13 protein-coding genes are annotated in these 15,668 nt (G+C 40.7%); 9 read left to right on the forward strand and 4 right to left on the reverse strand.

What is annotated here, in order from left to right:
* A complete protein-coding gene (locus CPBP_RS02215; protein WP_350332422.1) occupies positions 1-2,985 on the reverse strand; it encodes a hypothetical protein in 2,985 nt (994 codons plus the stop codon).
* A gap of 299 nt (positions 2,986-3,284) precedes the next feature.
* Here CPBP_RS02215 and CPBP_RS02220 point away from each other — a divergent pair, with 299 nt between their 5' ends.
* The 3 genes from CPBP_RS02220 to CPBP_RS02230 all read left to right on the forward strand — a co-directional run bounded on the left by CPBP_RS02220 (position 3,285) and on the right by CPBP_RS02230 (position 6,112).
* Positions 3,285-3,833 carry a septal ring lytic transglycosylase RlpA family protein gene (locus CPBP_RS02220; RefSeq protein ID WP_350332423.1) on the forward strand — a complete coding sequence of 183 codons (549 nt, stop codon included), beginning with the start codon at positions 3,285-3,287 and terminating at the stop codon, positions 3,831-3,833.
* Between the two features lie 1,741 nt (positions 3,834-5,574).
* Positions 5,575-5,814 carry an AAA family ATPase gene (locus CPBP_RS02225; RefSeq protein ID WP_350332424.1) on the forward strand — a complete coding sequence of 80 codons (240 nt, stop codon included), beginning with the start codon at positions 5,575-5,577 and terminating at the stop codon, positions 5,812-5,814.
* 37 nt (positions 5,815-5,851) lie between these two features.
* Complete coding sequence (locus CPBP_RS02230) at positions 5,852-6,112, forward strand: AAA family ATPase (protein WP_350332425.1); 261 nt, start codon at positions 5,852-5,854, stop codon at positions 6,110-6,112.
* Between the two features lie 4 nt (positions 6,113-6,116).
* Here the strand turns inward: CPBP_RS02230 and prmC are convergent, their stop codons facing one another.
* Complete coding sequence (prmC, locus tag CPBP_RS02235; RefSeq protein WP_350332426.1) at positions 6,117-6,953, reverse strand: peptide chain release factor N(5)-glutamine methyltransferase; 837 nt, start codon at positions 6,951-6,953, stop codon at positions 6,117-6,119.
* 178 nt (positions 6,954-7,131) lie between these two features.
* Here prmC and CPBP_RS02240 point away from each other — a divergent pair, with 178 nt between their 5' ends.
* The 5 genes from CPBP_RS02240 to CPBP_RS02260 all read left to right on the forward strand — a co-directional run bounded on the left by CPBP_RS02240 (position 7,132) and on the right by CPBP_RS02260 (position 11,403).
* Positions 7,132-7,608: a division/cell wall cluster transcriptional repressor MraZ gene (locus tag CPBP_RS02240; RefSeq protein WP_350332427.1), complete on the forward strand. Its 477-nt coding sequence runs from the start codon at positions 7,132-7,134 to the stop codon at positions 7,606-7,608.
* Positions 7,605-8,576 carry a 16S rRNA (cytosine(1402)-N(4))-methyltransferase RsmH gene (gene rsmH, locus CPBP_RS02245; protein ID WP_350332428.1) on the forward strand — a complete coding sequence of 324 codons (972 nt, stop codon included), beginning with the start codon at positions 7,605-7,607 and terminating at the stop codon, positions 8,574-8,576. The genes CPBP_RS02240 and rsmH overlap by 4 nt, the downstream gene beginning before the upstream one ends.
* Positions 8,577-8,659: 83 nt before the next feature.
* Positions 8,660-8,992: a cell division protein FtsL gene (gene ftsL / locus CPBP_RS02250; RefSeq protein ID WP_350332429.1), complete on the forward strand. Its 333-nt coding sequence runs from the start codon at positions 8,660-8,662 to the stop codon at positions 8,990-8,992.
* Positions 8,992-10,620 (forward strand): peptidoglycan D,D-transpeptidase FtsI family protein, encoded by a 1,629-nt coding sequence (locus tag CPBP_RS02255; protein ID WP_350332430.1) that lies wholly within the window; start codon positions 8,992-8,994, stop codon positions 10,618-10,620. Before ftsL ends, CPBP_RS02255 begins: the two co-directional genes overlap by 1 nt.
* A 147-nt stretch (positions 10,621-10,767) precedes the next feature.
* The gene (locus CPBP_RS02260) at positions 10,768-11,403 is read left to right on the forward strand and encodes a hypothetical protein (RefSeq protein WP_350332431.1); all 636 of its coding nucleotides are present in this window, start codon (positions 10,768-10,770) and stop codon (positions 11,401-11,403) included.
* Between the two features lie 188 nt (positions 11,404-11,591).
* Here CPBP_RS02260 and CPBP_RS02265 read toward each other — a convergent pair whose 3' ends face one another.
* Positions 11,592-13,598 carry a S9 family peptidase gene (locus tag CPBP_RS02265; protein WP_350332432.1) on the reverse strand — a complete coding sequence of 669 codons (2,007 nt, stop codon included), beginning with the start codon at positions 13,596-13,598 and terminating at the stop codon, positions 11,592-11,594.
* A gap of 144 nt (positions 13,599-13,742) precedes the next feature.
* On the opposite strand from CPBP_RS02265, the gene CPBP_RS02270 reads away from it, so the two are divergent.
* Positions 13,743-14,942, forward strand: coding sequence for a hypothetical protein (locus CPBP_RS02270; RefSeq protein ID WP_350332433.1), 1,200 nt, complete (start codon positions 13,743-13,745; stop codon positions 14,940-14,942).
* 39 nt (positions 14,943-14,981) lie between these two features.
* Here the strand turns inward: CPBP_RS02270 and CPBP_RS02275 are convergent, their stop codons facing one another.
* Entirely contained in the window at positions 14,982-15,545 is a 564-nt protein-coding gene (locus CPBP_RS02275; RefSeq protein ID WP_350332434.1) for a hypothetical protein, read from the reverse strand.
* Positions 15,546-15,668 lie beyond the last annotated feature (123 nt).

A 15,668-nucleotide genomic window follows, 5' to 3' on the forward strand; every position in this document is an offset into this window, starting at 1 on the left:
TCAGTCATTCACAACGGATATAGCATAAGGAGTAATATTTGAAATTTCTGTTATATTTGTAAGTGGCAGTGGGTTCGCAAAGTTAAACGGTGCAACACACAATACATAAGCACTAATGTTTGAATTATAACGATTATAAAAAACCATGCCATTCTTTGCATCATATGACAGAGAGTCTATCGGGTTAGATTCGTTCAAGAGTATAGTCGTATTCACCAACATGTTTGTTTGTAAGTTTACCGTACTTATATATATATAACCATTGGCGGTAGCATCACTTCTACCCCAAAGAAGAGCTTGTGTTTGTGGTTCATAATAGGCTACTCTTGGAGATGATGATGCAATAGGTGTAACCATGGATTGAGCCGTTACATTGGTTATTGTTGTTGGATTAGTAATATTAACGTACCCCATATAGATGCCAGTTCCTATTGGCAAAAATATATGACCCGTAGTCTTCGAAATATATATGCTATAAGTAAACGAAGCGGCTGCTGAGTATATACTGCGCGTATTATTCAGGCGCGTTGGGTTTGATAAAATATCCGCAACATATATGTTTTTGTATTGATTGTTTGTAATGTTACTTGTTGCCCAATACATTTTCTGCCGTTGTGTATCCACACTTAGCCCAAGAAAACCAGGCCACGCTCCCCCAAATGTTGTGTTTGCAAGAAATAACGTGTCATTCAAGATATGGGTAGCATTTAAAAAGGCTCTTCGCACATCATGAGATACTGTTACATAATACAATTCTATAATACCATTGCCGGTTGTATTGGCGTTGGGAAATGTTGGAGAATACGGCATTGTTGCGTTTGATGGGCTTCCTGATCCTGAAAACGTTAACTCATCACTCATCTCTCGAGATGTTGTTCCTGACCCTGAAGATGTCATATCACCACTCATTTCATTAGACAATTTACCTGTATTTGAGTCTGTATCTGTTCCAGAGTCTGTCCCTGTCACCTGCTGACTCATCTCATTAGATGGGCTTCCTGATCCTGAAGATGTTAATTCACCACTCATTTCAGCAGATATACTATCTGTGTCTGATCCTGTGCTTGTATCTGAATCTGTACCCATATTTGTACCTGATGGCGTTACCTTTAGACTCTCTTCATTAGACGTACTGTCTGAATCAATGGGTAATACCGAATCGGTGATTTTCAAGGATGGTGAATATGGGCGCATTTGAGTGCGTGACTCTTGCCACACAGGGCTTGCTGCTACAATCACTTTGTCAAGCCATTCTGTGTTTAACGCATGGGGCTGTAACCACAACTTCCCTTCCCAACGAACGGGTACGTTAGATTCTAAATCACATCCAGCCACTTTGAGTTGAGGGGCTGTTCCTGCATGACATAAGATCTCTTCAATCCCGGCATCATTAAATCGAAGGTCACATCCAACATCACTCGATAAATCAGCACCGTGATCTATCAGTTCTCTTTGGGCTGCTTTACGCAATAATTCAATTTGATCATCAGATGTTCCATTACACACACGATGATGCAATGTGTCGGCAACACCCCATAGGTTTTCCATTGCGGCCGTCGATTGCTTTAACCACGTCGCCATTGCTTCTGCCACTGGGACTTTATTCGCAAAGGCTTGAATGTAATTCACTCCATTTCCAGTAGTACGCGCAAACCATACTTGAGCGTCCTCAGGAATGGGCGCTCCATTTGGAATGTCCCGTGCACTGCCCTGGAAACACGACAGCATCTTAAATATTCCACTTTCAAGATCAAAATCACACCCCACATCTGACGTTAATGCAATCTGATTCGCGTCAAATATTGATCGGACTAGCGTTGTAAGTGCAAAGTTATCCGCGTGGCTTACACTCTCCCATAGTCTTAATTTGCTTAACATGTCGTTTAATTGAGTCATCGCCTGTAAATTATTGCTGATGCGGTCGGCAACTGCTTCTGGAAGCGTTAGCTGATTGCCTAACTGCATTAAATGGCGCTGCGTGGACACGCGCAAAACATCATCGATAGCGGCAGGGTTTGGAGAATAATCTACCTGAGGATATCGCTGTGTATTAAGATGATTGCGATTAATGCTAAGTCGAACTAATAGATTCGAGGGGGCCTTAAAACCGTACTTATAATGGAATCGTCTGAATTGAATCATCGCATCAGAGGTCTCTGGATTTTGCTCTACAGAATTATAAATTTCTTTTTGATAATCTTCCTGACACCCAGTAATTTCACCCAGGTGATCACTTTCGCCCAGCTTAAATGCACAGCTATAATTCCTGCGCATTTGGGCAGAGTTCACAAATAGAAATTTTTTGAACTGAGTCGCAAATTCGTTAGAGTTCTGATTGTAACTGGATCCCACTGCCCTTTCTGCTAAAACAGCACTGCTAAGCAGTGTAATAAGATTAGTGGCATTGTTAACCCACTGCGGCAATGCATCTGCGAAAGGTACTCCGTTATATCCAGAGGCATGCTCATAATGAGAATACCATCGTGTGCGTTCAAGCTCTTTTCCGTTACCCAAGAAATTCTGACAAACGTCTAAAAGTTGATATGTGCGTAAAGACGAATGAGTCACCAGCTTAGATGCAACATCGAAAGGTATGCCCTCAAGCCAGGCAGAAAAACCAGCAATATACAGATAGATAGAATAAAATAAAAGTACTGTTCCTGCAAGAAATACGGCTGTGAACCCCATAGGTGTGTTAGTAAAGGCAGTTATGCGTTCTTTTAATCCAGACACCTGTTCCTTTAGTGCGGTCGCTAAGTCAGAAAACGCCCTCGTAGCTTTGACATCTGATGCCACTTCTCCAGATTCTAGCTGAGTCAAATCCATTGTTTTCTTTGAGTCTGACGTTCGCCAGAATGCAACCTTGGAGACTCCTTTTTCCCATACAGAGGGTCCTGTTTGTTCCTCTATAATACCAGCTGTCGCATGATAACTCTGCGTCTGTAATAAACATACTATTAATATAAATGATATAATACGTCTCATCTTAAACATCTCCTAATTCCATATGCTTAATGGGGCGTTTTTTGTAATTGTCAATAGCAAGCAGACAAAAACTATTTAACTAAGAGCTCAAAGGTGACTTATTATTGTTAAGAGATTATTATTATGAATTATAAAATTTATTTTTGCGCAATCGTCATAATTATTAACTAACACTTTTTTGCCACACAGGAAAGTAAAGAATGTCAACTTTTCTATTAATTTGAAATAAAACTTTTCTGTGGATTTTTGTTGGCTCTCGTTGTAATCTCTTGCTCATGATTATGAATATATTAAGATCTATGAAATTATATTCCGGACAACTATCGTATCTTCTGCTGATATGTTCGGTGTTTTTAATCGGTTGCGAAGAACCCGATATCGAAGATCGCGTTGACTTTTGCCGCGGTCGCAATGATGCTTACTTTGTGGGAGGCACCTGGGCGCAATATAGTATCTATGGTAAAACGTACACTCCACAAAAGTGCTATTATTATGATCAAATCGGAACGTCATCCTGGTATGGCGCAGATTTTCATGGAAAGAAAACAGCATCCGGTCAGACTTATAATCAACACAAGTTAACAGCAGCCCATAGAACCCTGCCGATCCCTTCCCTTATTAAGGTGACTAACCTAAAAAACAAAAAAACAGTGGTTGTGTTAGTGACGGATAGAGGCCCTTATGTTCCTGGGAAATCCACACGTATTCTAGACTTATCCCGAGCCGCTTTCTTAAAAATAGCCACCGACCCCGGTGAAGGCGTGTTGCAAGTTCGAGTTCAAGTGCTTGAAGATGAAACGTTACAACTGATCAAAAAGATGAATCCAAAAATGTCATCAGGTCGCTAGCAGCGTGACGCCAACCTGCGGTTGGATCCATTAGGTTAGGTTGAGTGTGATTGGACACGGCAACGTGCCGTTGCACCAGGGATGATCCCTGGTGCAACGGCACGTTGGATCTTGTGTAATTTGAGATGTGTAATAAAATACAATGTGAGGAGATGCTGCAGCACATGAGATTTAGATTGAGTGTGGTTTGAGGTATGGCAACGTGACGTTGCATCCGTTGGGCTGGTTTTGAACCCACCTTCGGCGCAGGAGGGGTAAGGGTGAAAAATGAATTTGAGATATTTTTGTGAAGAGTGTGTTTTAGTTCCTTGTTTGATCGATGCGCCGCAGAATGTCAATTCAAGGCGCTACGATCCGTTGTTAAAGTGTTTAAGTTATTTAGTTTGTTGTTTAAAACCGAGTGAATCCCCAGTAACCCGCACGTGCAAAAAGAACCCCATTTCTTACACGAATGGGGAAAGGCGGACTTTAGTACAATATACAAAGTCGGTGTTTTACGAGCCCGTCGGCTCTAGGGGTTGTTTACAGGGCTGTGTCTACTGATCGGGTAGTTGAGCGCCTGTACTGGGGATTCGATTCGGCATGTCTTTGAGTGGTTCAAAGACGTAGAACGAAAAAAGGCTACCCAGGTTTTTGGGTAGCCTCTTCGCAATTCTACTTATTAGTATACATATAGAATTTGGGAAGTCAATATCTTTTTGAAAGATATTGGTGTTTTTTGTAATCCGTGTTTGTGCAAATCGGATCTAACTTAATGGGTGTAGCGTCACGCTGCCAACGTGCCGTTGGATCCGATAGGCTGTATCGGATGTGTGCTGAGGCAGATTGTAATTTTTTTCAACCGTATTACCTAATGGATCCAGGGATCATCCCTGATGGATGTATTGTATGAGACCTGCGAGACAATGTGGTGGTTGGTTGCAAAATCCGTATCAGGTCACACTGGATCTAACTTATGGGGTGCAGTGTCACGCTGCTGGCAGGTTGTCAGGAGCAAACCTGTGCCCACACATAGTGTGAGAAAATCGTATAGATCCAGCATGACGATTTCGGCTTATAGCGTTGTTTTTATAATCCGTGTCGAAGTATGTCGGATCTATCTATAGGGTCCAGGGATCATCCCTGGCGGATGTATTGTATGAGACCTGCGAGGCAATGTGGTGGTTGGTTGCAAAATCCGTATCAGGTCACACTGGATCTAACTTATGGGGTGCAGCGTCACGCTGCTGGCACGTTGTCAGGAGCAAACCTGCGCCGCACATAGTGGGAGAAGATCGTATGGATCTAGCGTGACGATTTCGGCTTATAGCGTTGTTTTTATAATCCGTGTCAGAACGAATCGGCTTTAACTTAATGGGATCTGAGTTTACTTTACGCTTTATGAATAAAATGAAGATATATATCTGATCACGGATAAAAGAATCTCAGGAAGTTGGGATTAAAGTGATTAGAATAAGTTCCGCGCCCGTGCCGGGATCCTCCTGATCCCGGAAGTCTTGGTGATCCTCCCCGCCGCCGCCACAACGCAATACTCTTAGTTACCCTTCAGAAAACTGTTGCTTTCATCCGGGTATAGTTGTTACATTCATAACAACCGGTAAGATCGATTATACATAAACTACGTCTAGTCTACATACTTTCGGAGTATGTTGCGCATCAGCCCAAGTGCTGATGTAACCTTAACCATCTTCAAGATATCAAACATTTCTTAATACTTTATGAACAAACCAAAGATTTTTTAATGAAGAGATATATTTTAACGGGAGCCCCAGGATCGGGCAAAACAACATTGCTTCATGCTTTAAACCGCAAAGGTTATGATGTCGTTGAAGAGGCTGCCACTGATGTGATTGCTTTGGAACAATCAATGAGATTTTTAACGCCTTGGACTGATCCTTTATTTATTCATAAAATTCTTAACCTACAAATGCATCGAACATATCAAGCACATACCCCCCGATGTTTCAATACAATTTTTTGATCGTTCGCCACTGTGTACGTATGCTCTTTGTATTTTTTTGGGGTACCCTATACCTTCTGAATTGATGACAGAAATCAATCACATTATCACAACGAACATATTTCAACGGAGCGTCTTTTTTATAGAAAACCTGGGGTTTATTGAACACACGGACGCTCGCAAGATTAGCTTTATTGATGCTTTACGATTTGAACAAATTCATAGGGATGTTTATCAACATTTTGGTTACACCCTGACACTAGTTCCAAATGCATCCGTAGATGATCGTTTAAATCAACTTATTCAGTGGATCAGTTAAAAAACTATTTACGCAATACCAAACACCGTGGATTTCCACCATAATCTTTTTCCAAGGTGACAATATTATACCCGTGCGCTTTAAACAAAGCTGGGACTGATTCCCCTTGATCATATCCGATTTCCAGAATGATCAATGTATTGTCTTTGATGATAGACGGCAATTGCTCTGCTAATTGTCGATAAGCATCCAAGCCGTCAGCGCCCCCATCCAATGCCTTTAATGGATCATAAGCCTGAACGTTTTCAGACAATCCTTGAACATCTAAGGAAGGGATATAAGGCGGATTGGAAATAATAATATCAAACTTACCTTGAACGTTGGTTAACCAATCACTTTGCATCCATTCCACGCGATCAGAAATGCCTAAATAATCAGCATTCGTGTTCGCAGTTTCTAAGGCACCTTGAGAAATATCAACACCGACCCCAAACGCATTTGGATATTCTTGTAATAACGATGCCAAAATACACCCAGACCCTGTACCTAAATCTAAAATACGATAGGCCGTTTCTTTGTTAGACACATATTTTAAACACACCTCAATCAAGGTTTCAGTATCAGGTCGTGGCTCTAACGTATCATAGGATAGTTCAAATTTATCTTTCCAAAAGTATCGATACCCTAAAATACGATGCAGTGGCTTGCCCTGTATCAGATCTTTAAGGTCGCTTTGAAATTGATGGACGATGTCTTCAGAAACAATCTTATCTTTATGTGTACGCAACGCTTGCCTAGAAAGTCCAACTCTGTCCGCTAACAATTGATAGGCATCATATTTTATAAATACGTTGGGGACAGATATATCAACCAATTCAATAATTTTCGTAATACTGCGCATGTTTGTCGTTTACTTTGCTTATACCGTTACATTTCCTATGTTTAGGAATAATTCTTTTTATAAAAATATGCAAACTATAAAGAAGTTATAAATAAAAAATTTACAATTTACCTGTATTTTGTCATTGAAACCCATAAAATCCCATGCTATACCATATTAAGGGAGAGAAAACGCATAAATGAAACTGTTTCTGTCAACATTTGTTCATAAGGTCGACAAAAAGGGGCGAGTAAGCTTGCCATCAACCTTTCGTCAAGTCTTACAACACGGGACTATGGAAGAATTTGCGGTGGTTCGTTCTTTCCAGAAACCTGCCCTTGAAGGCATGATGATGGATCGTATGGAACAGTTGACACGTGTTATTGATGGAATTGGTGTTTATTCCCAAGAACAGCAGGATCTTGCTGCGGTGTTATTAGCCGACAGCAAATTGATGACTTTAGATTCTGAAGGACGTATCATTTTAAGTGAAGAATTGATACATCATGTCGGAATCACCGAAAAGGCTGTGTTTGTGGGTAAAGGACGTACCTTTGAAATTTGGGATCCTGAAACCTATGATGGTGTTTTAAAACAAGCACGCCAACGGTTAAGCCAATCCAATGTGTCGTTATCTCTTGGACAGTTAAATCAAAATGTACAAGGTGTTCAGTGAATAGTGATGGTGTTTTGCACATTCCGGTATTGGTACACGAAGCAACTGCGTGTTTAAATCTACGTTCCGGTGGTGTTTATGTGGACGGTACATTTGGCCGAGGTGGGTATACAAAAGAAATATTGAACCACGATACGGGTGTTCGGGTGATTGGAATTGATCGTGACCCCTCTGCCGAAGCAGCAGCAATTCAATTACAGAATGAATTCGGAGATCGCTTTCAGTTTGTAAAGGGAGTGTTTAGTCAGATTGATGAACATTTGCAGGCTCTTAACTGTCCTACAGTAGATGGGATTATATTGGATTTGGGGGTTTCCTCTCCCCAATTAGATGAAGCAGAACGTGGGTTTTCATTTCGTCAGGATGGTCCATTGGACATGCGAATGTCCCAAAATGGATTAACCGCAGAAACGATTGTAAATACATGGTCTGAAGGAGACTTAGCTGATGTCATTTTCCACTATGGTGGTGAACGATTATCACGCAAAGTTGCGCGCGCGATTATAGCAGCCAGAGCAAACAAAGTGATCCAAACAACCTTAGAGTTGGCGGACATTGTGCGTTCGATTGTACCACGCGATAGGTCAAGTGATATTGACGGCGCAACACGTACATTTCAAGCAATTCGTATTGCTGTAAATGACGAACTGGGCGAATTAGAAACGTTTTTAAAAAAAGCTCCAGATCTATTAAATCAGGGCGGACGGTTAGGAATCGTTTCGTTTCACTCACTGGAAGATGGTTGTGTGAAACGAGAGTTTCGTAAATGGTGTGAACCAATGCATAATTCTTCACGTCATTTACCAAATATTAACGTTTGTGAACCAAACTTTAAATATGTGAAACGTAGCGGCATCACCGCAGGGGACGATGAGATAAAACAAAACCCCCGGTCAAGATCCGCACGGTTACGAGCAGTAGAAAAAATACCAACAGATAAACAATGGGAATTTGAAACTGAACGCTAATTAAGTCTTGCGACAAAAGAATGTAGTAAATACACGATTGTTGTTTAGGTGAGTTCAGGATTCAATTAGAGGATTTGTAGTGAATGCGTCGACTAACCTTATGGATATTAGGATCTAGCATTGTTTTAGCAACAGGCTTATTCCAGTTAAAACATCAAGTAGTTCGGATGGAAGATGAACTATTACGCATTATTCATGAAATTAATGAAGAGAAAAAACACCTTCATATTTTGGAAGCTGAGTGGGGACACGTCAGCAACCCAACCTATTTACAAAAGCTTGTGGAAAAACACTTACCGGGTTGGCAACCCTTACAGCCCACACAACTTAGACCATTAAAAGGTATTCCGTTTAGAGAGCGTCCTTTGTCTATTCCAGAAAGCTTGTTTCGAGTGTTGCCAGGAGGGATTAATTAATGTCCCCTCAACACAAAGACATGCGATCCGTTGAAAATGTGTTATCCACACAATTAAAGCAAATTAGATTACGATTATTAGTTTTAATTGTCGCATTCATGTCTGTATTTATGATTATTCAAATTCGATTAGTTGACATTATGATGTTGCAATCTGACCGCTTAGGCAATGCCGGTCAAACCTATGCAATGGAAGGTGCTGATCGGGGTAAAATTTTAGATGCACACGGCAACGTTATTGCAACAACCCTAATTACCGCGTCACTATACGGCAACCCGAAAATGATTCTGGACCCTATGGATGCTGCAAAAAAATTAGTCGCGACTTTTCCCGATTTAAATATTGATGTTGTTTATAAAAAATTAACAGCAGAAAAAGGCTTTGTTTGGTTGAAACGAAACCTTTCACCTCAGGATCAACAACGCGTTATTGAACTGGGATTGCCGGGGCTAGATTTTCAATTTGAAAAGAAACGTATTTACCCACAGGGCAACTTGTTCTCACATGTTCTGGGTGTTACGGATATTGATGGCAATGGAACTGCGGGTGTTGAAAAGCAATTTGATCATATTTTGAAAGATCCAAACAAAGAAGTACAGCTATCACTTTCGTTACCCATTCAACATATCTTACACAATGAGCTTAAGCAAAGTGTAGAAAAGTTCAAGGCCAAGGGTGGCAGTGGCATGGTCATTTCGTTAAAAACAGGTCAAATATTAGGCATGGTATCTGCTCCTGATTTTGACCCTAACAACCCCAAGACCATGGGCGGTGAAAACGCATTTAACCGCAACACACTTGGTGTTTATGAGCAAGGTTCTGTAATGAAACTTTTAAACACTGCCTTTTTCCTAAAGTACGGAAAAGGGGGTGTCCACGCGGTATTTGATGCGTCTCAACCACTTGCTCTTGGAAAGTTCCGCATTAGAGACTATCGCGGGGGGGAACGTCGTCCTTTAACAGTTGAAGAAATTTTCTTTCATTCGTCCAACATTGGTTCTGCGTTAATGGCACTGTCCATTGGACCTGAAAAGCAAATGGAGTTTTTACGTGAAGTAGGCCTGTGCGACAAACCGTCCATAGAGTTGCCAGAAAAAGGACGCCCATTGCTACCTTCAAAACCATCACGAGGATCGTGCATGACTATTGCATTTGGACATGGCTTAGCAGCAAGCCCCATTCAGTTTATGCAATCCATTACCAATGTATTGACAGAGCACCACTTACCTTTATCACTTTTACAAAACCCAGAACGCACACCCTCTAGTATTGGGGAGTTAATTGCTGAAAAAGATCGCAAATCACTGTGTGCATTAATGCTAAAAACGTTAGAAGACGGAACGGCTCGTAAAGCAAAAGTACAAGGCTATTTAATCGGTGGAAAAACGGGTACTGCTGAAAAAGTTGAAAAAGGTCGTTACTTAAAAGATGGTCGCAACCTTACATCTTTCTTTGGAGTTTTCCCCCTAGACAATCCTGAGTATTTGGTATTCGTTTCTTTGGACGAACCACAGGCCATTCAAGGTACCTATGGTTTTACGGCTGGTGGTTGGAATGCCGCCCCACTAGGTGGTCGCATTATCACTCGTATTGCACCCATGCTTGGAGTCGAACCCAGATTTGAGTAATAATTTGACACCTTGACTTTAATCATTTAATATTCAGCCTTTAATCAATAAAGGCCTATTATGAAAAAACTGCTTCTCGTACTGACTCTTTTGAGTCTATCACTGCCCTCTTTATCCGCAAACAGCAATTCCTGGACTGGAGCTTATATGAAACTTTTGCCAGCATATTCAAATCTAAAGTTGAATTATTCTGGGGATGAACCCTATGAACTGAGCCTTCGTAAAAAACCTGCATATAATTATGGCTACCCGTATTATCGCGACACCGGCACTATTCATACAATTGCAGAGAACGTCTCTACTGGAGCGATAACGCTTGATATCACGGCCGGACTATCACAAGAAGTTTCTGAAAACTTTGGTTTGATTGCTGAATTGGGATGCTCGACCGGGATATCATCTAATTTTATCAACTCACAAAGGGCGTTAATCATCCAATCATATCTTGCTGCGGGTATATTTTATCATCAACCTTCGTTCCGTATATCAACAATGGGCGGTATAGGATTTGGAAAAGATATTTTTGGATATCCTAATGCAGTTGAATCCCTTGAAAAAGGTGAAACTGTAAACCTCTACGACAATGACAATCTTATTAACTCTACACTCGGAGTAACATACAGAGCATCTGTTGGATTCGATTATAAACTCACTCCAACGATTCTATTGGGTGTAAGCTATATGTATATGCGTTCAAAAACTATTGTAGAAGTTGATAAGGGGGCGGAAAGCTTCTACATTAGCAATCATTCGCTCGCAGCCATGATCGGGATACATATGTAACTTAAGAGATATGCGGCTCAATAGGTTGCATCGGGTGTGATCGGCGCAGGTTTGCTCCTACAACCTTTATCTAGTGGATGCAACGTCACGTTGCTGGAGCAAAGGGCGCCGTAGTTGTGTAAACACAAGATTCAACGTTACGTTTACCAACGACGCATAAAAAAGCCCCCTTTTGGGGGCTAATTAATTTACTGTGCAAACCGCTGTTTCAGCTCTTCTTTCTGCGCCGGATCCAACGTTGTCTTATCCAGTTCTGTGGTTATCTTTTCAAATCGTCCACCCAAGTGATCCGCTAAGAAACGTTCCGCAGCGCCATAAAACGCAAACTTGTTTTCAGGGCGTGCAAACCCGTGCCCTTCATCCATGAACAACATGTAAATATAGGGCAATCCTTTTTCTTTCATCGCCGCAACGATTTGCTCAGATTCCGCAAGCTTTACGCGAGGGTCTTTTTCACCCTGAGCAATCAATACGGGAATCTTAATGTTATTGACATGCGTTAAAGGAGAGCGCTCTTTCAGTAACGCACGACCTTCTTCTGTGCGCAAATCACCAACTTGACGGTAAGCAATTTCCATGAAAGACGCCCAGTACGCTGGAAAACTTGATAGCAACGTATTCAAGTTAGAAGGACCTACAATATCCACTGCGCACTTGAAGACATCCCCTGATTGTGTCGCCCCCCAAAGAGCTGCATATCCACCATAACTGCCCCCGTAAATTGCGACTTTTGATGGATCAGCAATACCCTCTTTTATTGCCCATTGTACGGCGTCTAATAAGTCTTCATGCATTTTGCGCCCCCACTCTAAATTACCTTTAGATGTGAATGACTTACCGAATCCAGTTGAACTTCGATAGTTGACTTGTAATACCGCATATCCACGATTGGACAACCATTGTGCTTCTGGATCATATCCCCAGTCATCTCTAGCCCAAGGTCCGCCGTGAACCAAGACAATTAATGGAACAGGTCCTGACACACCAACAGGCTTTGTAAGGTAACATGGCATCTCTAACCCATCACGGGCTTTAATAACAACACCTTCCATTTTAGCAAGCTTATACTTCGTTAATACATCACGGTGATTAAATAAGAACGTTAGCGTTTTATCTGCTGTTGAATAAGTATAGTATCCAATGGGTCCGTCATCTTTCATATCAGCAACAACCCACTTTGTATCATCATGGGTTCGGCTAACAACTGCGGCCTCACCTGTTACAGATTTCTTGATAACGTTCATATGGTCTTCTAACGCTTTATCAAAGTATGTCCATTCATTGCGCAAATAATTCACGGAATACGCTTGAACAACACCGCTAATAGGATGCGCCATAATACCACCGATTTCAGCTTTTGTAGCCTCAGCTAAAATCGTTTCGCTGTTGTCTGCAAGATTGATTGCTTTCAACATATTCATATCTCTGCCACGGCTATCAATCACATACAGTGTATTACCATCATATGTTAACCCCAATAAGCCCGTTGTATACACATCTTCTAAACCATACTGCATAAAGCTTTCCCAGTTATATTTTCTGGGCTCTTCTGTTGGAAGCGCTTTAAAATATTGAGCTCCACCATCTGCCGTTGTAGCAGACGCAAACCTTAGTCGATAATCATCATCAAATGTAAAATCTCTAAATCCTTGATCATTTTGCAAGATCAATTCTTTTTCACCTGTACGAATATTCAATCGATACACATCATGATAGGATTGATCCCGGTCATTTAAACCAATGAGAATCTCTTCCGGAAACTTATCCGACACATTTAATATGCGTGCATTTACTTTTTCAGGCGTAAATATCTGATCTTCTTTTGTGTGAATATCAACCACATGAATACGCCAATTTTCATCACCACCATCATCTTTTAAATAGATAACGTGCTGATTATCATATAACCAAAAATAACTGCGAATCCCCCTGCCCTTATCTTCAGTAATGGGTTTTGCATCATGGGGTGATCCCGATTTTGCAACAAAGATATTTTGAACGCCGTTCAATGGACTGCCATAGGATATGTATTGACCATTCGGACTTAAGCGCACCATTGATTTTTCGGGGTTCCCAAACAATACTTCCCGGGGAATTAATTCGACATTCACGACTGATTTCTCCTTTGTTTTATAGACCCAGTATCCAGCGGCTGCAATTGCACAGACCAGCATTACTCCTAGAGCTTTTTTCATTTCACACCTTTATAAATTTCAGTGCATGTATTGCACCACACTCCCATTAAAAACACAATGATTTCATAAGATCTACCTTAACCATTTTCTAACGATTTCAATTCTATACTGCTGATAGAACACAGAATAATAAGGAATAAATCCATGTTGAGAAAACTATTACTTACTGCTGCCCTGTTATCATCAATCTATGGGGCTGATACACAATATTTTGATCCAGAGTTTTCTGTGTCAGAATTAGGGCTTTTTCTTAGGACTGAGGATACGACAGTCCCAGGTGATTTTTCAGTTAAAATTACAATCACGTCTGATACCATGCAAGCAGACGACTGGAAAATACGGCGTATCACCTCTAACCCTATACCTTTATTGGAAATCCAATCCGATCCCTCTCGATTCATTGATCTTAAACGTCAATGGATCAATGAAATTACTCACCTCCTTGTTGATCTAAGACCTGCAGTCGCTCACTTGGAAACAACCCCTCAAACTGTTCAGGCTTTAAGGACGATGTTCTGGAATCGTGTTCATTTGATTAAAGCATGGTATGAATCAATTGTTTCCATGTTGGACTCCCCATCTCCTTCAGAAGACTTGGACAAAGCAATATATAATGCTCAGGCGACTCTACAAAGAATTCAGTCATTTTGCGAAACACAGGATCAATCTGACCTTAAGCCATTTGTGCTAAGGTATCCCCCTTATGAATTTATATTAAATATGTATAGTAACCCAGGTCTTCATCTGCAATTATTACAATCATTCTTTAATATCTTTGATCCTGGCGATGAACTGGTTGTATTCCCAGAACATGTTCCAGCGGTTGAGGTTAAGGATTCAACGACCGACCTTAAACCAGACCCAGAACATACTCTTTTCAGAGAGCCTTTAACTCAGAAATCTGTTGAAGAATACTTAGATTTTGATCGTTTGATCCCTCGAACCGATCCCATGTTTAATAAGAGTTTGTTAGGTAGTATGCTCATACTAACTAATGAATGTCACAAATTAATCAGCTGGTTATCTGTAGATGATTCGGATGGTCCATCTGTTGATTTAGTACAGCAATTATTTTGGAATCGTATCTATCTAATAAAAATGTTAATGGAAAAAGCGATTTTAAATCCCAATGGATTTATAGATACAACCTTAAACGCTCTGCGATTTTCATATCCACGTCTTGTATTCTTTATTGACAAAATTACCCTTGAATCTGCAGAGTATTTCCAAATCACTCCAACGTCAGAAACGCACCGTGTTTATGAGGGCGGGCTTTACCAAGGACGTAACCATTTTACGCCAGGTGAACGATTAGCAGTTCTATTTAATGGGCTTTGGAATTAATATAAAAGGAGAGTTTTTCTCCTCTTATGCAGATTACTCTTAATTACGACGAATCAAAGGAAATGTTCCTAAATTCAAATTTTTGCCCAATGCCATAAACGGTACTTCTTGTATACTAAGCTGCCTTATATCAAGTTCTTTATCAAAGACAATTTTTGTGAAGCAGTTATTCTTGTTTTGCACCATAAATTCACAGACGAGACCTGCTTCACGTTCATTGCGTTTTGATTGTTTGTGAGGCATGTAAGTATTTATTCTTGCTTCATACTCATCTTGCAAGTTTCGCAATTGACTATCGAGTTGATCTTTTTCCTCTTTAGTACTACTGTTGGCTCTCGCTTGTAACAAAAACATAAAACGTCTTAGTAACTCTCTTTCTGTATCAGCAATTAGTTGAACTGCTTCATGTAACTTTTGATGTGATACAGCTTTTTCTTTATCTTCTTTTATCGTTCTAAGCGCTTGTTGAGCAGGCCGTCCGCTCTCCATAAGCGAATGTGCTAAAAATGCTTGCCTAATAGAGCTCTGTTCACTTCCAAACACTGCTTCCGAAGTTAATAGATTACCTAACACTACACTACCCAATAATAGTTTTGATCTCATTCGATTCTCCATTGTTGATTCACACCTCACACTGATGCTACTTATTTAGGCAACACTTCTTTTGCGTGGGTGTCAAATCACAATATCTTTATGTCTGGCAAAAATTGTCCTTAACTATTTTCT

The organism is Candidatus Bodocaedibacter vickermanii (assembly GCF_014896945.1).
GTDB classification, from domain to species: Bacteria; Pseudomonadota; Alphaproteobacteria; order UBA6184; family UBA6184; genus Bodonicaedibacter; species Bodonicaedibacter vickermanii.